The organism is Salinicola sp. CR57, assembly GCF_003206585.1.
Classification (GTDB): domain Bacteria; phylum Pseudomonadota; class Gammaproteobacteria; order Pseudomonadales; family Halomonadaceae; genus Salinicola; species Salinicola lusitanus.
Map to the genome: position 1 here is coordinate 286,915 of NZ_PZJL01000001.1, position 18,122 is coordinate 305,036.

Consider the following 18,122-nt stretch of genomic DNA (forward strand, 5'->3'; position numbering starts at 1 on the left):
CGAGCCGGTTTTTTACGCGCTAGACTAGCGGGCGTCAATTCCGCGGCTGATGCCCTCTAGAAGCATAGCCGCCATCGAGGAGTCGCAACATGCACCAAAAGTGGCCCTGGTTTCTTGCCGCCCTGAGCGGGTTCCTGATCGTGGCGGCCGGTGCCTTCGGCGCTCACGCGCTGGCGAACACGCTGTCGCCGCGCGATCTCGAGGTTTTTCATACCGCCGTGCGCTACCAGGCGTGGCACACGCTGGCGGTCATGGCCGTGCTCGGCTGGCAGGGAAAGCAGGATCTGCGCGGCCAGAGGCTGGCGATCTGGCTGTGGTTCGCGGGGATGGTGCTGTTCAGCGGTTCGCTCTACTTGCTGGTGCTCGGCGGAATGCGAGCGCTGGGAATCGTCACGCCCTTCGGCGGCCTGTTGCTGATGGCGGGCTGGCTGGTGCTGGCGTGGAGCGCATGGCGACAGCGTCCGGCCACGCGCCAGGCGTGACCGCGGTCGAGTCGACGGAGATCAATCGTCGCGATCCGGCAGCACGTAGGTCGCCGTGACCAGTGCCACGGGGTCGTCGTCCCCGGTGGAAAAGAGCTGCACCTCCCCCACCGCCAGCCGTCGGCCCAGCTTGAGGATGCGCGCATTGGCGATCAGGTCCCGGTCGCCGCGGGCACGGCGCAGGAAGTGGCAGTTGAGGCTGCTGGTCACGGCCATCGCCTCGGGCCCGATCTCGGCCAGGATCGCCACGTAGAGACAGACGTCGGCCAGCCCCATCATCGATGGCCCCGATACGCTGGCGCCGGGGCGGAGGTGTTCGTCCTCGATCGCCAGGCTCATGGTGGCGCGCAGGTGGTCGACCGCTTCGATGGTCCCCTGGCGATGTGGAAAGACGTCGTCGAGGTAATCCTCGATCTCGGCGGCGGTCATCACGGTCATCGAACTCTCCCCCGGCAGCGGTTCTCGGCACGCCGGACCTCATGCCCAGGCACAGGACGCTCGAGAACGATGCGCCCAAGATAGCGCAAGCCGCGCATCAGGCACAGCCGGACGCACCGGCCTATCCCAACGATCATCGCGACCGCAGCGCCGCCACACACACGCCGACGCCAGCGACCGGGGTCGCTGGCGTCGGGTTCATGCCGCTGGCAGGCTGATGCCCGGTTGGGCACCGACCTTGGGCCTCAGTGTTTGGCCTTGTCCACCGCCCGCCAGTGATGCAGCAACGGCTCGGTGTAGCCGGAAGGCTGCTCGCGGCCCTTGAAGATCAGGTCCGACGCTGCCTGGAAGGCGGTGGAGTCCGCCAGATGCGATGTCATCGGCGTATAACCCGGATCGTCGGCATTCTGGCCGTCGACCACCTTGGCCATGCGCTCCAGTGTCTCGCGCACCTGGGCCTCGTCGACGATGCCGTGATGCAGCCAGTTGGCGATATGCTGGCTGGAGATGCGCAGCGTGGCACGATCTTCCATCAGGCCGACATCGTGGATGTCCGGCACCTTGGAGCAGCCCACGCCGTGCTCGACCCAGCGCACCACGTAGCCGAGGATGCCCTGGCAGTTGTTGTCGAGCTCCTGCTGGATCTCCTCGGCGCTCCAGGCCGCCTCGGGGTCGACCGGCACGGTCAGCAGATCGTCGAGAAGATCCACTTCGCCCTGCTCTTCCATATCGCGCTGAATCGCCCCCACGTCGATCTGGTGGTAGTGCAGCGCATGCAGTACCGCCGCGGTGGGTGACGGCACCCAGGCGGTATTGGCACCCGCCTTGGGATGGCCCACTTTCTGATCGAGCATGGCCGCCATCAGATCCGGCATCGCCCACATGCCCTTGCCGATCTGGGCTCGGCCCCGCAGTCCGCAGGCCAGACCGATCTGGACGTTGCTGCGCTCGTAGGCGCCGATCCAGCGGCTGCCCTTCATGTCACCCTTGCGCAGCATCGGTCCCGCGTTCATCGCGGTGTGCATCTCGTCGCCGGTGCGGTCCAGGAAACCGGTGTTGATGAAGGCGACACGCGAGGCTGCCGCGTCGATACAGGCTTTCAGGTTGACCGAGGTCCGGCGCTCCTCGTCCATGATGCCCATCTTCAGCGTGGCCGTCGGCAGCCCGAGCAGCTGTTCGACGCGCCCGAACAGCTCGTCGGCGAAGGCGACTTCCTTCGGCCCGTGCATCTTGGGCTTGACGATGTAGAGCGAACCGGCGCGCGAGTTGCCGCGCTCCCGCTTCAGGTCGTGCAGACCGATCAGCGAGGTCATCACCGCATCCAGTATGCCCTCGGGGATCTCGTTACCCTCGTCGTCGAGAATGGCTGGCGTGGTCATCAGATGGCCGACGTTACGCACGAACATCAGCGAACGGCCCGGCAGGGTCAGGGAGCCGCCGTCCGGCAAGGTGTAGTCGCGATCCGGGTTGAGTCGTCGGGTGACGGTCTTGCCGCCCTTGTCGAAGCGCTCCTCGAGATCGCCTTTCATCAGCCCGAGCCAGTTGCGATAGACCAGCGTCTTGTCCTCGGCATCGACTGCCGCCACCGAATCCTCGCAATCCATGATCGTGGTCACCGCCGCCTCGACCAGCAGATCCTTGACGTGCGCCGGATCGGTCTTGCCGATCGGGTGCTCGGCGTCGATCTGGATCTCGAGATGCAGGCCGTGGTTGGAGAGCAGGATCGCGTCGGGTGATGACGCCTCGCCCTGGAAACCGACGAACTGGCCCGGATTCTTCAGGCCGGTGTCTCGTCCGCCCTTCAGCTTGACCGACAACCGACCATCGCGAACGACATAGCCGACCGCCTCCCGGTGCGAACCGGTCGCCAGCGGCGCGGCCATATCGAGCACGTTGCGGGCGTAGGCGATCACCTTGTCGCCGCGCTTGGGGTTGTAGGCGTTGCCCTTCTCGGCGCCATCGCTCTCGGCGATGACGTCGGTGCCGTAGAGCGCGTCATACAGGCTGCCCCAGCGGGCGTTGGCAGCGTTGAGCGCATAGCGGGCGTTATTGACCGGCACCACCAGTTGCGGCCCGGCCTGCCGCGCGATCTCGTCATCCACGTTGGTCGTGGTGGCCTGGACCTTCGCGGGGGCGTCGACCAGATAGCCGATCTTCTTGAGGAAGGCGCGATAGGCTGCCATATCCTTGATCTCGCCGGGATTGTCGCGATGCCAGTCGTCGAGTTGTTGCTGGAGACGATCGCGCTCGGCCAACAGCTCGCGATTACGTGGAGCGAGATCGTGGATCAGCGCGTCGAAGCCGGCCCAGAAGGCATCAACGTCGATATCGGTACCCGGCAGGACTTCGTCGACAATGAAGCGCTCGAGCGCTGTCGCTACCCGCAGCCGGTGATGAGTGGTACGTTTCGTCGTGTCGGATGTCATGTTCGCCTCCAGATCGATAGTCACTCAGGCCACGTCCGCCGCCTCAATCGCGACGCCATCGCGCCCACTGGACCGTTTGTGGAAAATATTTCCATAGAATATACGGCATCATAATCGGCCGCTCGGGCGTTGTCTCCCTCGACCTTCGTCCTCCCTTCGCATCCCGAGCTATCGATCATCGTCTCCCGCACCCTGTCATGGTCTCGGTAGCGCACGACGAGTAGCATAGGTGGATCAGGAGACACGTACATGCTCGACTTTTCGCCATTGAAGGCGGTTGGCCCGCTTCATCACATCAAGACGCCCTCCGATTCGCCCTTGGCCGACTACCTCGACCACTATCGGCTATCGGCGCTGCTGGGCAGCATCGACAACCTGGAACTCCACGCCGGCTTTCTCCAGGCCGAGGGAGAGCAGGAGAGGAGGTTCGACCTCTGGGTTCAGGTCTGGGCGCCCCCGTCGCCTCGGGGAACGATCTTCGTGGTCCACGGCTATTTCGATCATCTCGGTCTTTACGGTCACCTGCTCGAACGCCTGCTGACGCTTGGCTGGCAGGTGGTGATGTGGGATCTGCCCGGCCATGGGCTCTCCAGCGGGGCTCGTGCCACCATCGACGACTTCACCGACTACGTGAAGTGCTTCAACGCTATCGAACGCCAGATCGCGGAGCGACATCTGGCGCCGGGACCGTGGCTGGCGATCGGCCAGAGCACCGGTGCGTCGATCGTGGCCACCGACGCGCTGGCGCGCGGCGACCAGGCACCGTGGCAAGGGCTGGTGCTGCTGGCGCCCCTGGTCCGCCCCTGGGGCTGGAATCAGTCCCGCTGGCTACACCGTATCGCCAGTCCTTTCGTGGATACCATCCCGCGAAAGTATCGCGCCAATACCACCAATCTCGATTTCGCCGACTTCCTGCGTCTGCACGACCCCCTGCAGGATGACCACCTGGCCCTGACCTGGGTCACGGCCATGCGCCGCTGGATGCCGACCCTGCTCAAGCGGCCACCCAGCGAGTTGCCGGTGCTGATTCTGCAAGGAGAACAGGACCTGACCGTCGACTGGAGCTGGAATCTCAAGGCGCTCCGCAGGAAGTTCCCCCGCGCCGAGATCGTGCGTCATCCCGATGCCCGCCACCATCTGGTCAACGAGTCAGAACCGATTCGCCGCCTGCTGTTCGAGGCACTCGACGATTTTCTGACGCGCTTCGCCGCGACCCATCCCCCCGACCCGTTGCCCGCGCCATGAAATCGCTGATCACCGGGCTCGTGTTGCTCATGCTGGGCGGATGCGCCGGACTCAGCCAGTCGCCGCCGGACGCCCGCGAGGCACTGAAGGGTCTCGCCGCCAACGCCGCCCGTGGATTGCTGGCCTCTCCCCCCTGGCCCGCGCAGGACACGCCGGCAATCACGATCCTGCTGCGCCCCGCGGAAGTCGCCGAGACGCTGCCGATCACGCCGTCTGCATTGAACGAGGCGCTGGGTCGGGCGCTACTGAGCAACGAGAATGCTCCCCATGTCCTGGACTGGGCGCCGGCCTCGATATCGGCGCGAGCCGACGGACAATGGCTGCTCCAGGCCGAACTGACGGCCGACTCGCCCCCGCTGAGATTGAGCGACCGGACCTTGCAGCCCTATCGCCTGCAGTTCGATCTCTCCCAGCCCGGCGGCGAGCACTGGCAGTGGCAAGCCAGTGGCGCCCTCGACCCCGATGCCCTGCCCAGGACCACCGAATCCCCCTGATTTTCACGTCCGAGAGAGATATTCATGTCACGCTTTGCTCGCCACCTCGGCAATCAAGATGGCCCCCACAACCCCTTCCCCGGGTTGCAGGCGCTGGAGCGCAGGCTCGGGCATGCCCTGCCGCACCGTATCGGTTCCAACGAAGGACTCGACATGCCGCATCGGGCTCTGACGGCCCGGTTCGGAAAGGATGTCGCCGACCTCGCCCGCACCTACGGCGATGCCGAGGCGTGGCAGGTTCGCCGGCGGCTGGCCGAGACCCTGGGGCTACCGATGGAAGCGCTACTGGTGGATGCGGGCGCGGACAGCCTGATGGCGCTGGCACTGCGCGCCCTGTGCGAACCGGGCGACGCCGTGGTCACCAGCGCCGGTACCTACCCCACCTGGAGCTACTTCGTGCAGGGACATGGCTGCCGCCAACGGGAAGTCGCGTACGTCAGTCGCGCCGACCTGCTGGCGCCGGATCTCGCCGCCCTGGCGGCCGAGGCCAATCGCGAGCGTGCTCGCGTGGTCTATCTCGCCAACCCCGACAATCCCAGCGGCCATCTCCACGACGACGCCGACGTGCTGGCGCTTCGCGACGCCCTCCCCGACGACTGCACCTTGGTCCTCGACGAGGCCTATCATGATTTCCGCGACGACGCCTGGGCACCAGCGGCGAGTGCGGTGTGGCCGGGGGTGATACGCCTGCGCACCTTCTCCAAGGCCCACGGGCTGGCCGGGTTGCGCGTCGGCTACGCCATCGCCACGTCGGAAACCCACGCCATGCTGCTGAAAGTGAGGATTCACTACGCCGTCTCGTCGCTGGCCCTGGCGGCCGCGGAGACCGTTCTCGCGCACCCCGACGAGACCCGCGAGCACGTGACCGCGGTGGTAAGTCGGCGCGAAGCCCTGAGTGCCTGGCTGCGAGAATGCGGCGGCGATGTGCTCCCCAGCACGACCAATTTCGTGGCGTTGCGCCTGAACGACGCCGAGCACGCCAGCGCGATCCATCGGCAACTGCTGGGGGAAGGCACGGTAATCCACCGCCCCGCGCATCCGGCCCTGGGCCACCTACTGCGCATCAGCGCGCTGGATGACGCCCTGGCGCCGGGCAGACTCGAGACGTTGGCGTCGGCCCTGCGGCACGGGACGTGAGGCGCATTCTGAATCACGCCCGCATGGGATCGTTGGCCTTGAGCATGCGGTCCAGCTGGCGATAGCCGATCGCCTCCATCAGTTGCGCCTTGCCGACCCGCGCTTCACCGCCGAGATCGGCCAGAGTCAGCGCCACCCGTAATACACGGTGATAGGCCCGCGCGGAGAGATTGAGCCGATCCAGCACGCTGGCGAACCACTGCCGCTCATCCGAGGACAAGGCGCAGGCGGCTTCCAGCTCGGGGCCGGGCAGATGGGCGTTGAGATAGCCCCGCGCTTGCTGGCGCCGGCGGGCGGCGAGAACCCGCTCCCTCACGCTGGCGGAAGACTCACCGGCCGTTTGGTCGGTCAGTTGGGTGGCCGGCAACGCCGGCACCTCGACCTGCAGGTCGATCCGGTCCAGCAGCGGTCCAGACAGCCGCGACTGGTAGCGCTGGATCTGGGCGGGGCTGCAGTGGCAGCGTTGGCGCGGGTCGCCGAGATGGCCACACGGGCAAGGGTTCATCGCCGCGACGAGCTGAAAGCGGGCCGGGAAACGGCGCTGATGATTGGCACGCGAGATCAGGATCTGCGCCGACTCCATCGGCTCCCGCAGCACTTCCAGCACGTGGCGGTCGAACTCCGGCAGTTCATCCAGAAACAGCACGCCTTGGTGCGCGAGCGAGATCTCGCCGGGCCGCGGCCGCGAGCCGCCGCCCACCAGCGCCACGCTGCTCGAGGTGTGGTGCGGATTGCGAAACGGCCTCTGCCCCCAGCGTTCCATGATCGGCAGCCCGCACACCGACCGCACCGCCGCCACCTCGAGCGACTCATCCTGTGTCAGCGGTGGCAGAATGCCTGCCAGGCGACTGGCCAGCATGGTCTTGCCCGTGCCTGGCGGACCCGCCAGCAACAGGTTGTGACCACCCGCCGCTGCGACCTCCAATGCCCGGCGCGCCTGATGCTGCCCTTTGACATCTGCCATGTCCGGCTGGGGCAGCTCAGCGTTGACGGGCGCGCCAAATTGGTGCGCAACGAGTTTCTCGCGACCGAGTAAATGGCTCACAACCTCGAGAAGATGCCCCGCCGCGAACACCTCGCACCCCTCGGCCAACGCCGCTTCATCGGCATTGGCAAGCGGAACGACAAGCCCCCGGCCTGCGCGCCGCGCGGCAAGTGCCGTCGGGAGTGCGCCCGTGACCGGCCGCAGCGCACCGTCCAGCGCCAGCTCGCCGACGACTTCGAGCCGTTCGGCCGCCTCGACGGGAACCTGGCCGGACGCCATCAGAATGCCCAGCGCAATGGGGAGATCGAAGCGACCGCCATCCTTGGGCAGGTCGGCAGGCGCCAGGTTGAGCGTGATGCGACGTGAAGGAAACTCGAAGCCGGCGTTGATGAGCGCGCTGCGAACCCGTTCGCGACTCTCCTTGACCGCGGCCTCGGGCAGGCCCACCAGCGTCAACCCTGGCAAACCGTTACTCAGATGAACCTCGATCAGCACTTCGGGGGCCTCGAGTCCGAGGCTGGCGCGGGCGCGCACGATGGCAAGCGTCATGGGAGCTCCCAGGTCGGCACCTGGGCAGTCGCCGCAGGCCAGGGGATGCCGGGGCGACATCCTTCATGGCCCTACAACTACATAATGTTACGTGATATCGCAACTCGATCGCCGCCACCAGCCGGGCGAGGATGCCCGGCGGCGACACGGATCAACTGGAATCGGCCCCGGCGTGGTCAGGGTTTGGTTCCGTGGGCGCTGCCATCGGTGTCGTCGCCCGGCGGAGTGCTGGGCTCTACACGGGGCTGGGCCGCCTGCTCGCTCTGCAGGGTGTTCTCCAGCGCCGCCACCTGCTCCTCCAGCGCCTCTACACGCTCACGCGTGCGCTGAAGCACTTCCATCATGATGTCGAAATCTTCCCGGGAAACGATCTCCATACGCTCCATGGCGCCCCGCAATACGCCCTGCACATTGCGCTGGATGTCACCCGGCGCCTGGGAGGCACCATGAAGCTTGTCACTCAGCTGCCTGGTCAGACGCTCGAACCGATCCTGTGCCGACATGAAATTGTCTCCTTGATTTCCCGATGTCTTCGATGACCCGTCACTCAAGTCTACGCAAACTCCCGGCTTTACGCCTGCGCACAAAAGGTGCAGCCACAAAACCGGCCTGCGTGATTCTGGTGCAACCACCAGCCTCGGCGGCGACGCATCGCTAGCGGCCGCACTCGAGACCACCGACAACTTATTGATTCTTTTGCCCTCACCGGCAAATGGCATGTGTCCTGCCTATCACCTGAAGGCGCAAGCCGATTACGGGAGAGACAAGGGATGAAACTCATCACCGCCATCATTAAACCCTTCAAGCTCGACGATGTGCGCGAAGCGCTGGCCGATAACGGCGTGCAAGGCATCACCGTCACTGAGGTAAAAGGGTTCGGTCGTCAAAAAGGCCACACAGAGCTTTACCGCGGCGCGGAGTATGTCGTCGATTTCCTGCCGAAGGTGAAAGTCGAGATCGCTGTCGAAGACGATCGTGTCGATGGTGTGCTGGACTCGATCCGCAATGCCGCCAACAGCGGCAAGATCGGCGACGGCAAACTATTCGTCACGCCACTCGAAGATGTGATCCGGATTCGTACCGGGGAACGCGGGGCCGACGCCGTTTGACGGCGCGGAACGAGGAGACAAAAGAATGAATGATCAAGTAGTTCAACTTTCCTACGCACTCGACACCTTCTACTTTCTGGTGACGGGCGCCCTGGTGATGTGGATGGCGGCAGGGTTCGCCATGCTCGAGGCGGGACTGGTCCGCGCCAAGAATACCACCGAGATCCTGACCAAGAACGTCGTTCTCTACGCCATTGCCTGCACCATGTACCTGCTGGTGGGCTATCACATCATGTATTCCAGCGAGAGCGGTGGCTTCCTGCCCAACCTCGGCTTCCTGATCGGCGCAGAAAACAGCGTCGACGACGTGATGTCCAGCGGCGGCGACGTCTACTACTCCGCACGCTCCGACTTCTTCTTCCAGGTCGTCTTCGTTGCCACGGCAATGTCGATCGTCTCCGGCGCCGTCGCCGAGCGCATGAAACTGTGGGCATTCATGCTCTTCGCAGTCGTCATGACCGGCTTCATCTATCCAATTCAGGGCTACTGGAAATGGGGTGGCGGCTTCCTCGACGCGGCCGGTTTCCAGGATTTCGCCGGCTCTGGCGTGGTCCACCTCTGTGGTGCCACGGCCGCGTTCGCCGGTGTGCTGCTGCTGGGCGCTCGCAAGGGCAAGTACGGCAAGAACGGCGCCATCTACGCGATCCCTGGCTCCAACCTGCCGCTGGCAACGCTCGGCACCTTCATCCTGTGGCTGGGCTGGTTCGGCTTCAACGGCGGCTCCGAACTGATGGTATCCAATGTCGATGAAGCCAACGCCGTTGCTCAGGTCTTCGTCAACACCAACGCGGCGGCTGCCGGCGGCGTCATTGCCGCGATCATCCTGGCCAAGCTGTGGTTCCGCAAAGCGGACCTGACCATGGCGCTGAATGGCGCGCTGGCCGGCCTGGTCGCCATCACCGCCGAACCGCTGGCCCCCACTGCCCTTGGCGCAACGCTGATCGGTGCTGTCGGTGGTCTGCTGGTGGTCATCGCCATCGTGACGCTCGACAAGGTGAAAATCGATGACCCGGTCGGCGCGATCTCGGTCCATGGCGTCGTCGGCATCTGGGGCCTGCTCGCCGTACCGCTATCCAACGGCGACGCCACGTTCGGCGCTCAGCTCCTGGGGATCGCGACCATCTTCGCCTGGACCTTCATCGCCAGCCTGGTGGTGTGGGGCATCATCAAGGCCGTGATGGGTATCCGGGTCTCCGAAGAAGAAGAATATGAAGGCGTCGATATCGCGGAATGCGGTATGGAAGCCTATCCTGAATTCAACGTCGGCAAGAAGTAAGCCGACACACCGAGTGAGCTGGCGTGCTCCCCTGGCCCCCTTCGGGGGGCCTTTTTTAATTCCCGCGATCGGCGGTGTATGCTTAAACTACTAGTCGTCGGGCATTCGAACGGCCACTCGAAGCGTTGAGCGCACATCATCCGTCTATCGCACGTGAGGAGAACTTCCATGAAACTGGTTACCGCCATTATCAAACCGTTCAAGCTGGACGACGTGCGTGAGTCTCTGTCCGAGATCGGCGTGCAGGGCGTCACCGTGACCGAGGTCAAGGGCTTCGGTCGCCAGAAGGGCCACACCGAGCTCTACCGTGGCGCCGAATACGTGGTCGACTTCCTTCCCAAGATCAAGCTGGAAGTCGCCGTCGACGACGGCATGAGCGACCAGGTAATCGATGCCATCACCAAGGTGGCCAATACCGGCAAGATCGGCGACGGCAAGATCTTCGTCTCGCCGCTGGAGCAGGTCATTCGCATTCGTACTGGTGAAACCGGTAAGGACGCCGTTTGATCCACGCCGGGCAGCGGCAAAGCCGCGGTTGCTGAATCCAGACGAGAGAAACCCCGTCAGGCGGAAATGTCACCTGACGGGGTTTCTTTTACTTACAGCCGCTGAGCGGCGATCTTCAAGCTTTGCGCTTCGAGCTTACTTCTCGACGAACGCCCGCTCGATGACGTAGTCGCCCGGCTCGCCCATGCGCGGCGAGATGGCAAACCCGAGTTCGTCGAGCAGCTCGCTGGTCTCCTCGAGCATCGCCGGGCTGCCGCAGATCATGGCCCGGTCCTGTTTCGGATCCAGCGGCGGCAGGCCGGTATCCTCGACCAGCTTGCCACTGCGGATATGGTCGGTCAGACGGCCCATGGTATGAAATTCCTCGCGGGTCACCGTCGGGTAGTAGACCAGCTTGTCGCGAATCTCGTCGCCCAGGTACTCGTGTGCCGGCAGCTCCTTGGAGATGAAGTCCGCATAGGCCAGTTCGCTGACGGTACGCACGCCGTGGATCAGCACGACCTTCTCGTAACGCTCGTAAACCTCGGGATCCTGGATCAGGCTCATGAACGGCGCCAGGCCAGTGCCGGTGGAGAGCATGTAGAGGTTGCGTCCCGGCAACAGATCGTCGCAGACCAGCGTACCCGTGGGCTTGCGGCTGACCATGATCTGGTCGCCGACCTTGAGATGCTGCAGGCGCGACGTCAGCGGACCGTCCTGGACCTTGATGCTGAAGAACTCCAGGTGGTCTTCGTAATTGGGGCTGGCGACGGAGTAGGCACGCACCAACGGCTTGCCGTTCACTTCCAGGCCAATCATCACGAACTGCCCGTTCTTGAAGCGCAGGCTGCGCTCACGCGTGGTCCGGAAGCTGAACAGGGTGTCGTTCCAGTGGTGAACGCTCAAGACTTCTTCCAGCGCAAACTTGCTCATGACCGGCTCCTTGCGATGACGACAATCGATAATAGCGAAAAGGCATAAACGGGATGCCGAGTAGATGTGACGACTATAAGAAAGCGTAGGTATTCTGTTAAGTGGATTATTTGGATATCCTATATCCATAAAATCGATAAGAGACGCGACTCATGCGCTACACCCTGCGACAACTCGAGGTTTTCGTGGCGATTGCCCAGCACCAGAGCGTATCTCGGGCCGCGCAGACTCTGTCGATGTCGCAGTCGGCAACGAGTACCGCGCTGGCGGAACTGGAAAGACAGTTCGACTGCCAACTGCTGGATCGGCTCGGCAAGCGCCTCAAGCTGAATGCGCTGGGCTTTCAACTGCTGCCCAAGGCGGTCGCGCTACTGGATCGCGGCGAGGAGATCGAGGAACTGCTGCAGGGCCAGAGCGGTATCAGCTCGCTGGAGGTGGGCGCGACGCTGACGATCGGCAATTACTTGGCGACACTGTTGATCAGCGATTTCATGCAGCGCTACCCGGAGAGCCGGGTTCGGCTGCACGTCCGCAACACCGCCTCCATCGTCGAGCGCATCGCGCTGCATGAGCTGGACCTGGGCCTGATCGAGGGTGACTGCCAACACGACGATATCGTCATCCAACCCTGGATCGAAGACGACCTGACCGTGTTCTGCTCGCCACGCCACCCTCTGGCCGAGGCTGGAAGCGCCGATGTCGAACGGCTGCTGCGCGAGGCGTGGATCATGCGCGAAGTGGGCTCAGGCACGCGTCGGACGCTGGAACATGCCATGCGTCACCGGCGAGGGCGTTTCAATATTCTGCTCGAACTGGAGCATACCGAAGGGATCAAGCGCGCCGTGGAGTCCGGTCTCGGCATCGGCTGCGTCTCTCGCCTGGCGTTGAGAGACGCTTTCCGACGCGGCAGCCTGGTGCCGATCGCGACACCGGAGCTGGATCTTTCCCGCCGCTTCGCCTTCATCTGGCATCGTCAGAAATACTTGACGACCGGCATGCGCGAGTTCCTGCGCCTGTGTCGCGAGATGACAACCGGCATTCAGCGCAGCGACGAGATCGACCTGCCGACGATCCCCTGACAGAGAGTCATCGTCGGCCCCGGTCGAGGATCAATCGAGCTTGCTGATGATTTCGTCCTCGTTGGCTTTCGAGAGGTCCTTGTCGAGCGTCTGGACCACGCAGTCGAGCGTTGGCTTGTCGAGTTTTTCGCGCAGATGGCCCAGGAACTGCGGCGCGGCAATCAGCACGAACTTGTCGGCCTTGCCCTGGGTTCTCGCTGTGCGCAGGTAGCCGGCTACCTCCTTGGCGAAAAACATCGCCTGCTTCTCTGACGTGGCATTGTCGTTGCCGGTTTGACGCTGACTGGGCCCGGAAGTGGCCGACCCCTCGCCTCCCGTGCGCAGATCCCCCGTATGCAGCCGGGACTCCGGATGCGTCAGTGTCTCGATTTCACGCAGTACCCGAGCCTCTAGGGCGAAGATACGCGCGCGGGATGCGTCGGCGGCAACAACGAAGGTCTTGTCCATGATCACGCTCTCCTGTTCCGTGGATCGTGATCCAAGCTTGGTAGAGATTCCTTCATCGCTCAACCTTCAGTCCTGCAGAAACGACTTCGCCCCGCAGGTGCAGGGCGAAGTCGCAAAGACCGAACGTCGGTCGATCATTCCACATGCGGAATCCAGGCAATCATGTCCACCTCGACATCGGCACCGCCGGCGAGGCCGGTGACACCGATGCAGGTTCGCGTTGGCAGCGGGTCCACAAAATAGCTGGCGTAGACACCGTTCACCTCCTCGAAGTGCCCCATGTTGGTGATGAAGACACGGCTCTGGACCACATGCTCGAAGCTGGTGCCGGCGGCTTCGAGGACGATCGCCAGATTCTGCATCACCCGGTGCGTCTGCTCGGTGAACGTGCCCAGCAGCATCTCATTGGTCTCCGGCACCGTCGGCATCTGGCCGGTGATGAAGACCAGCTCCCCCACCTTGCAGGCGTGGGAGAACGGTGCGATCGGCTGCGGGGCGCCGCTGACGAAAAGTTTTTCGATACCCATCTGGTCTATCCTCAATGCCCCAGAATCTGGCTCAGGAACAGCTGGGTTCGCTCGGAGCGCGGGTTGTTGAAGAACTCGTGCGGCGGCGCCTCTTCGATGATCTGCCCCTGGTCCATGAAGATCACCCGGTCGGCGACGGTCTTGGCGAAGCCCATCTCATGGGTGACGCAGAGCATCGTCATGCCTTCGTGGGCAAGCTCGATCATGACGTCGAGTACTTCCTTGATCATCTCCGGATCGAGCGCCGAAGTCGGCTCGTCGAACAGCATCACCTCCGGGCGCATGCAGAGCGCCCGGGCGATCGCCACGCGCTGCTGCTGCCCCCCCGAGAGCTGGCCGGGATATTTCAGCGCCTGATTGGCGATCTGAACCCGCTCCAGATATTCCATCGCGGTCTTCTCTGCCTCGGCACGCGGCTTCTTCTGTACCCAGATCTGAGATAGGCAGCAGTTCTCGAGCACGGTCAGGTGCGGGAACAGATTGAAGTGCTGGAAGACCATGCCGACGTTGCGGCGGATCTGCTCGATCCGCTTGACGTCGTTGGTCATCGGTACGCCGTTGACCACGATAGAGCCCTGTTGGTGCTCCTCGAGGTGATTGATGCAGCGGATCATCGTCGACTTGCCCGAGCCGGAAGGGCCGCAGATGACGATCCGCTCGCCCTTGGTCACGGTCAGGTTGATGTCGCGCAGCACATGGAAACTGCCGTACCACTTGTTGAGATGATCGATTTCGATCATCGGTCGGTCGCTGCCGGACGCGGTTGTCTGAGACGCTGTCGCTTCGCTCATGGCAATGATTTCCTGATGACAATCTTGTTATGGGAGTGCGTGAAGGCGCAGTCGCTGGTCGCACTCACCGTTTATGTCCGGTGTTCAGACGTCGCTCGATGTACAGGCTGTAGCGGGACATGCTGAAGCAGAATATCCAGTAGACGGCCGCCGCAAAGACATAGCCTTCCGTGGAAAAGCCCAGCCAGTTGGAGTCGGTGAGGCCGGCACGAATGATCGCCAGCAGATCGAAAAGGCCGATGATCAGCACCAGCGACGTATCCTTGAACAGCGCGATAAAGGTGTTGACGATTCCCGGGATCACCAGCTTGAGTGCCTGCGGCAGTACGATCAGGCCGGTTCTCTGCCAGTAGTTCAGACCCAGCGCCTGGCCCGCTTCCGTCTGCCCCTTGCCGATCGCCTGAAGGCCGCTGCGGATCACCTCCGCCATGTAGGCGCTCCAGAAGAACATGATCCCGATCAGTGCACGCAGCAGCTTGTCGAAATCAAGATTCCCGGGCACGAACAGGGGCAGCATGACCGAGGCCATGAAGAGTACCGTGATCAACGGAACGCCGCGCCAGAACTCGATGAAGATCACGCAGATGCCTTTGACGAACGGCATCTTGGAGCGTCGACCGAGGGCCAGAATGATCCCCAGCGGTAGAGAACCGACGATGCCCAGCACGGCGATCGTCAGCGTCAGCATCAGGCCACCCCAGGCGCGCGTCGGCACGTACTCGAGCCCGAACGAGCCCCCCACCAGCAGGAAGTAGGCGATGATCGGCAGACCGATAAGCGCAAACAGCGCCACCCACTTCTTGTAGGGAAGCTTGGGGACCGCCAGCCAGGCGACCAGGATCGCCAGCAGCGCGAACACGATGTCGACGCGCCAGCGCGCGGCTTCCGGATAGAAGCCGTAGATGATGGATTCGAAGCGCGCCGAGATGAACACCCAGCAGGCGCCCTGGCCGGTACAAGCGTCCCGCGTGGTACCGATCCAGTCAGCGTCGATCACCGCCCATTCGAGGAACGGCCAGATCAGTCGTGCCAGCAGGTAGATGACGACGATCGAGACGATACTGTTGATAGGGCCGTTGAACAGATTGGCTCGAAACCAGCCGATCACACCCCGGCGCTGGTCAGGCGCATCACGCGCTTCGATCATTTCAGTGCGGAAGGTAGAGTCAGTCGTCATCTCAACGCTCCTTCAGCAGCGTGCGCGCGTTATAAAGATTCATCAAAAACGAGACCGTCAGGCTGATGACCAGATAGACCGCCATGGTCATGGCGATGATCTCGATCGCCTGCCCGGTCTGGTTCAGCGTGGTACCGGCGAATACCGCGACGAGATCGGGATAGCCGATGGCGGTCGCCAGTGACGAGTTCTTGATCAGATTGAGATACTGGCTGGTCATCTGCGGGATGATCACGCGCATCGCCTGAGGAATGACGACCTTGCGCAGCGTGATCGCCTCCGGCAGGCTCAGCGAGCGCGCGGCTTCCGTCTGACCGTGAGAGACCGACAGAATGCCCGAGCGCACGATCTCGGCGATGAACGCCGCCGTGTAGATCGACAGCGCCAGCCACAGCGCCAGCAGTTCCGGCAGAATGTTGATACCGCCGCGGAAGTTGAAGCCCGCCATTTCCGGCAGCGTCCACTCGAGCGGTGACCCGGTAGCCAGGAAGACGATCAGCGGCAGGCCGACGATGACCGTCAGGCCGATCCAGTAGACGGGAAGCGACTTGCCCGTGCTCGCCTGGCGACGCTTGGCGAACACGCCGAACAGGATCGTGACGACGACGGCAACCAGCAGTGCCCAGGGCGTGGCGGCAAAGCCATCCAGCGGCTGCGGGTCGGGCATCACCATGCCCCGCACGTTGAAAAAGAAGGCGTCGAACAGCGACAGACTCTGTCGTGGCGACGGGAGGGCCCGCAGTACGGCGTAGTACCAGAACAGGATCTGAACCAGCAGCGGGATATTGCGGAAGGTTTCGACGTAGATCGTCGCCAGGCGCGCCAGCAGCCAGTTCGGCGACAGGCGCGCGATCCCGACCAGAAACCCGATGATCGTGGCGGCGACGATACCCAGCGCCGACACCAGCAGCGTATTGAGCAAGCCGATGACGAAGGTTCTGCCATAGGTACTGTCGCTGGTGTACTCGATCAGCGTCTGTGGAATCGAGAAGCCGGCTCGCCCCTCCAGAAAGCCGAAACCGGTATGAATACCGCGGGCTTCCAGGTTGAGCAGCGTATTGTGAACCAGATAACCGATGAAAGCCGCCAGTACCAGAAACAGCACGGCCTGAACGATCAGGGCGCGTATGGCGGGGTTCCGCCACAAGGGCCCGTGCCCCCGTCGCGGTAAGGTAGTGGATGGACGCAGCATGAGTTGTCTCTACTCGAGCGTGGAGAGGCACCGCGCCCCGGCGCTCAGACCGAAGGGGCGCGGTGTCGAGAGCACGAGGTAACGCTTAGCGAACCGGCGGTGCGTACTGGATGCCGCCGTCGTTCCACAGTGCGTTGATGCCGCGTTCGAGTCCCATCGGCGAGTCGGCGCCCACGGTGCGGTCGAACACCTCACCGTAGTTGCCCACCATCTTGACGATGTTGTAGGCCCAGTCGTTGCTGATGCCCATCTGCTCGCCGAAGTTGCCGTCCTTGCCCAGCAGGCGGGCGACGTCCGGATTCGGCGGGGTGTCGCGCATTTCGTCGACGTTCTCGCTGGTGATGCCGAGCTCTTCGGCGTCGAGCATGGCGAACAACGTCCACTTGACGATGTTGAACCACTGATCGTCGCCCTGACGCACGACCGGGCCCAGCGGCTCCTTGGAGATCCGTTCCGGCAGAATCACGACACCGTCCGGATCCGCCAGCTGCAGACGCAGTGCGGCCAGCTGCGAGGAGTCGGAGGTCAGCACGTCGCAGCGGCCGCTGTCGAAGCCCTGGGCGGTCTGGTCGGAGGTATCGAAGGCGACCTGCTGGAACTGCATGTCGTTGGCCTTGAAGTAGTCGGCCATGTTGAGTTCGGTGGTGGTACCGGCCTGCACGCAGATGGAAGCGCCATCCAGCTCTTTGGCGCTCTTGACGCCGAGATCCTTGCGCACCAGGAAACCCTGGCCGTCATAGAAGTTGACCCCGGTGAAGTTCAGCCCCAGCGAGTTGTCGCGGGTGGCGGTCCAGGTCGTATTGCGGGACAGCACGTCGACTTCACCGGACTGCAGCGCGGTGAAACGCTCCTTGGCGGTCAGCGGGGAGAAAACAACGGCTTCCGGGTCGCCCAGGACGGCCGCGCCAACGGCACGGCAGACTTCAACGTCGATACCGGTCCATTTGCCATTTTCATCGGGAGACGAGAACCCGGTCAGCCCCGTGCTGACACCACAGGTGAACTCGCCGCTGCTTTTGACATCATCCAGAGTGGCAGCCTGAACTTGGGTGACGGCAGCCGCGGCAAGCATGGCGGCTGGCAGTACGATCAGGCTTTTGTTCTTGTGGCGCATATGGAATCAACTCCCTCGCATTATCATTTGAGTGCATGCCGGAACATGCCCAGATGAAATTAGCAAAGTTCGTTCCACTTTCGCGCCGAGGGCCGTAAAACCCTGTTTCAACGCTACCCTAGCCTCGACGATCCTGCCCACATCGAGTCCGGCGGACCGCCCGGGTCGCCGAAATGACAACAAATTGTTTCAAAACAGTGCCTAAATAACACACCTGCACCATGGTGGTGCCCGC

Annotated in this window: 20 protein-coding genes; 9 read left to right on the top strand and 11 right to left on the bottom strand. The window is 63.3% G+C overall.

The window, feature by feature from the left end; all coding sequences use genetic code 11:
- Positions 1–89: 89 nt before the first annotated feature.
- A complete protein-coding gene (locus DOM56_RS01325) occupies positions 90–482 on the top strand; it encodes a DUF423 domain-containing protein (RefSeq protein ID WP_110707152.1) in 393 nt (130 codons plus the stop codon).
- Positions 483–503: 21 nt separating this feature from the next.
- On the opposite strand, the gene DOM56_RS01330 is transcribed toward DOM56_RS01325, so the two are convergent.
- Complete coding sequence (locus DOM56_RS01330) at positions 504–920, bottom strand: PaaI family thioesterase (RefSeq protein WP_110597800.1); 417 nt, start codon at positions 918–920, stop codon at positions 504–506.
- Between the two features lie 41 nt (positions 921–961).
- Here DOM56_RS01330 and DOM56_RS19630 point away from each other — a divergent pair, with 41 nt between their 5' ends.
- On the top strand, positions 962–1,138 hold the full coding sequence (locus DOM56_RS19630; RefSeq protein WP_157958133.1) for a hypothetical protein: 177 nt from the start codon (positions 962–964) through the stop codon (positions 1,136–1,138).
- Between the two features lie 27 nt (positions 1,139–1,165).
- On the opposite strand, the gene DOM56_RS01335 is transcribed toward DOM56_RS19630, so the two are convergent.
- Positions 1,166–3,346 carry a malate synthase G gene (locus tag DOM56_RS01335; protein ID WP_110707153.1) on the bottom strand — a complete coding sequence of 727 codons (2,181 nt, stop codon included), beginning with the start codon at positions 3,344–3,346 and terminating at the stop codon, positions 1,166–1,168.
- A 249-nt stretch (positions 3,347–3,595) separates the two neighbouring features.
- Here DOM56_RS01335 and DOM56_RS01340 point away from each other — a divergent pair, with 249 nt between their 5' ends.
- The 3 genes from DOM56_RS01340 to DOM56_RS01350 are packed head-to-tail and all read left to right on the top strand — an operon-like array spanning position 3,596 to position 6,222.
- Positions 3,596–4,591 (top strand): alpha/beta hydrolase, encoded by a 996-nt coding sequence (locus DOM56_RS01340; protein WP_110707154.1) that lies wholly within the window; start codon positions 3,596–3,598, stop codon positions 4,589–4,591.
- Positions 4,588–5,085, top strand: a complete 498-nt coding sequence (locus tag DOM56_RS01345) for a hypothetical protein (protein ID WP_110707155.1) — start codon at positions 4,588–4,590, stop codon at positions 5,083–5,085. Before DOM56_RS01340 ends, DOM56_RS01345 begins: the two co-directional genes overlap by 4 nt.
- Positions 5,086–5,109: 24 nt before the next feature.
- Positions 5,110–6,222: an aminotransferase class I/II-fold pyridoxal phosphate-dependent enzyme gene (locus DOM56_RS01350; protein WP_110707156.1), complete on the top strand. Its 1,113-nt coding sequence runs from the start codon at positions 5,110–5,112 to the stop codon at positions 6,220–6,222.
- Positions 6,223–6,235: 13 nt separating this feature from the next.
- Here DOM56_RS01350 and DOM56_RS01355 read toward each other — a convergent pair whose 3' ends face one another.
- A complete protein-coding gene (locus DOM56_RS01355; RefSeq protein ID WP_110707157.1) occupies positions 6,236–7,756 on the bottom strand; it encodes a YifB family Mg chelatase-like AAA ATPase in 1,521 nt (506 codons plus the stop codon).
- A 176-nt stretch (positions 7,757–7,932) separates the two neighbouring features.
- Entirely contained in the window at positions 7,933–8,259 is a 327-nt protein-coding gene (locus DOM56_RS01360) for an accessory factor UbiK family protein (protein WP_110597806.1), read from the bottom strand.
- Between the two features lie 267 nt (positions 8,260–8,526).
- Between DOM56_RS01360 and DOM56_RS01365 the strand changes: the two genes are divergently transcribed.
- The 3 genes from DOM56_RS01365 (at position 8,527) to glnK (ending at position 10,648) form a co-directional block, all read left to right on the top strand.
- Positions 8,527–8,865 (top strand): P-II family nitrogen regulator, encoded by a 339-nt coding sequence (locus DOM56_RS01365; RefSeq protein ID WP_110707158.1) that lies wholly within the window; start codon positions 8,527–8,529, stop codon positions 8,863–8,865.
- 25 nt (positions 8,866–8,890) lie between these two features.
- Positions 8,891–10,141, top strand: coding sequence for an ammonium transporter (locus tag DOM56_RS01370; protein ID WP_110597807.1), 1,251 nt, complete (start codon positions 8,891–8,893; stop codon positions 10,139–10,141).
- A 168-nt stretch (positions 10,142–10,309) separates the two neighbouring features.
- Positions 10,310–10,648, top strand: coding sequence for a P-II family nitrogen regulator (gene glnK, locus DOM56_RS01375; protein ID WP_075568466.1), 339 nt, complete (start codon positions 10,310–10,312; stop codon positions 10,646–10,648).
- A gap of 135 nt (positions 10,649–10,783) precedes the next feature.
- Here the strand turns inward: glnK and DOM56_RS01380 are convergent, their stop codons facing one another.
- Positions 10,784–11,560 (bottom strand): ferredoxin--NADP reductase, encoded by a 777-nt coding sequence (locus DOM56_RS01380; protein ID WP_110602074.1) that lies wholly within the window; start codon positions 11,558–11,560, stop codon positions 10,784–10,786.
- 152 nt (positions 11,561–11,712) lie between these two features.
- On the opposite strand from DOM56_RS01380, the gene DOM56_RS01385 reads away from it, so the two are divergent.
- Entirely contained in the window at positions 11,713–12,639 is a 927-nt protein-coding gene (locus tag DOM56_RS01385) for a LysR family transcriptional regulator (protein ID WP_110707159.1), read from the top strand.
- 30 nt (positions 12,640–12,669) lie between these two features.
- Here the strand turns inward: DOM56_RS01385 and DOM56_RS01390 are convergent, their stop codons facing one another.
- The 6 genes from DOM56_RS01390 to DOM56_RS01415 form a co-directional block, all read right to left on the bottom strand.
- Positions 12,670–13,086 carry a host attachment family protein gene (locus DOM56_RS01390; RefSeq protein ID WP_110707160.1) on the bottom strand — a complete coding sequence of 139 codons (417 nt, stop codon included), beginning with the start codon at positions 13,084–13,086 and terminating at the stop codon, positions 12,670–12,672.
- 134 nt (positions 13,087–13,220) lie between these two features.
- The gene (locus DOM56_RS01395; protein ID WP_232822126.1) at positions 13,221–13,613 is read right to left on the bottom strand and encodes a Rid family detoxifying hydrolase; all 393 of its coding nucleotides are present in this window, start codon (positions 13,611–13,613) and stop codon (positions 13,221–13,223) included.
- 11 nt (positions 13,614–13,624) lie between these two features.
- Entirely contained in the window at positions 13,625–14,404 is a 780-nt protein-coding gene (locus DOM56_RS01400) for an amino acid ABC transporter ATP-binding protein (RefSeq protein WP_276309666.1), read from the bottom strand.
- Between the two features lie 64 nt (positions 14,405–14,468).
- Positions 14,469–15,581: an amino acid ABC transporter permease gene (locus DOM56_RS01405; protein WP_110602069.1), complete on the bottom strand. Its 1,113-nt coding sequence runs from the start codon at positions 15,579–15,581 to the stop codon at positions 14,469–14,471.
- 1 nt (position 15,582) lies between these two features.
- Positions 15,583–16,773, bottom strand: a complete 1,191-nt coding sequence (locus tag DOM56_RS01410; protein ID WP_110707161.1) for an amino acid ABC transporter permease — start codon at positions 16,771–16,773, stop codon at positions 15,583–15,585.
- Between the two features lie 85 nt (positions 16,774–16,858).
- Complete coding sequence (locus tag DOM56_RS01415; RefSeq protein WP_110707162.1) at positions 16,859–17,887, bottom strand: amino acid ABC transporter substrate-binding protein; 1,029 nt, start codon at positions 17,885–17,887, stop codon at positions 16,859–16,861.
- Positions 17,888–18,122 lie beyond the last annotated feature (235 nt).

Coding starts and splice junctions, on each gene's coding strand:
- DOM56_RS01390 (WP_110707160.1), bottom strand. CDS start 13,086: ATGGACAAGACCTTCGTTGTTGCCGCCGACGCATCCCGCGCGCGTATC.
- DOM56_RS01370 (WP_110597807.1), top strand. CDS start 8,891: ATGAATGATCAAGTAGTTCAACTTTCCTACGCACTCGACACCTTCTAC.
- DOM56_RS01410 (WP_110707161.1), bottom strand. CDS start 16,773: ATGCTGCGTCCATCCACTACCTTACCGCGACGGGGGCACGGGCCCTTG.
- DOM56_RS01335 (WP_110707153.1), bottom strand. CDS start 3,346: ATGACATCCGACACGACGAAACGTACCACTCATCACCGGCTGCGGGTA.
- DOM56_RS01400 (WP_276309666.1), bottom strand. CDS start 14,404: ATGAGCGAAGCGACAGCGTCTCAGACAACCGCGTCCGGCAGCGACCGA.
- DOM56_RS01345 (WP_110707155.1), top strand. CDS start 4,588: ATGAAATCGCTGATCACCGGGCTCGTGTTGCTCATGCTGGGCGGATGC.
- DOM56_RS01330 (WP_110597800.1), bottom strand. CDS start 920: ATGACCGTGATGACCGCCGCCGAGATCGAGGATTACCTCGACGACGTC.
- DOM56_RS19630 (WP_157958133.1), top strand. CDS start 962: ATGCCCAGGCACAGGACGCTCGAGAACGATGCGCCCAAGATAGCGCAA.
- DOM56_RS01385 (WP_110707159.1), top strand. CDS start 11,713: ATGCGCTACACCCTGCGACAACTCGAGGTTTTCGTGGCGATTGCCCAG.
- DOM56_RS01380 (WP_110602074.1), bottom strand. CDS start 11,560: ATGAGCAAGTTTGCGCTGGAAGAAGTCTTGAGCGTTCACCACTGGAAC.
- DOM56_RS01405 (WP_110602069.1), bottom strand. CDS start 15,581: ATGACGACTGACTCTACCTTCCGCACTGAAATGATCGAAGCGCGTGAT.
- DOM56_RS01360 (WP_110597806.1), bottom strand. CDS start 8,259: ATGTCGGCACAGGATCGGTTCGAGCGTCTGACCAGGCAGCTGAGTGAC.
- glnK (WP_075568466.1), top strand. CDS start 10,310: ATGAAACTGGTTACCGCCATTATCAAACCGTTCAAGCTGGACGACGTG.
- DOM56_RS01395 (WP_232822126.1), bottom strand. CDS start 13,613: ATGGGTATCGAAAAACTTTTCGTCAGCGGCGCCCCGCAGCCGATCGCA.
- DOM56_RS01355 (WP_110707157.1), bottom strand. CDS start 7,756: ATGACGCTTGCCATCGTGCGCGCCCGCGCCAGCCTCGGACTCGAGGCC.
- DOM56_RS01340 (WP_110707154.1), top strand. CDS start 3,596: ATGCTCGACTTTTCGCCATTGAAGGCGGTTGGCCCGCTTCATCACATC.
- DOM56_RS01415 (WP_110707162.1), bottom strand. CDS start 17,887: ATGCGCCACAAGAACAAAAGCCTGATCGTACTGCCAGCCGCCATGCTT.
- DOM56_RS01350 (WP_110707156.1), top strand. CDS start 5,110: ATGTCACGCTTTGCTCGCCACCTCGGCAATCAAGATGGCCCCCACAAC.
- DOM56_RS01325 (WP_110707152.1), top strand. CDS start 90: ATGCACCAAAAGTGGCCCTGGTTTCTTGCCGCCCTGAGCGGGTTCCTG.
- DOM56_RS01365 (WP_110707158.1), top strand. CDS start 8,527: ATGAAACTCATCACCGCCATCATTAAACCCTTCAAGCTCGACGATGTG.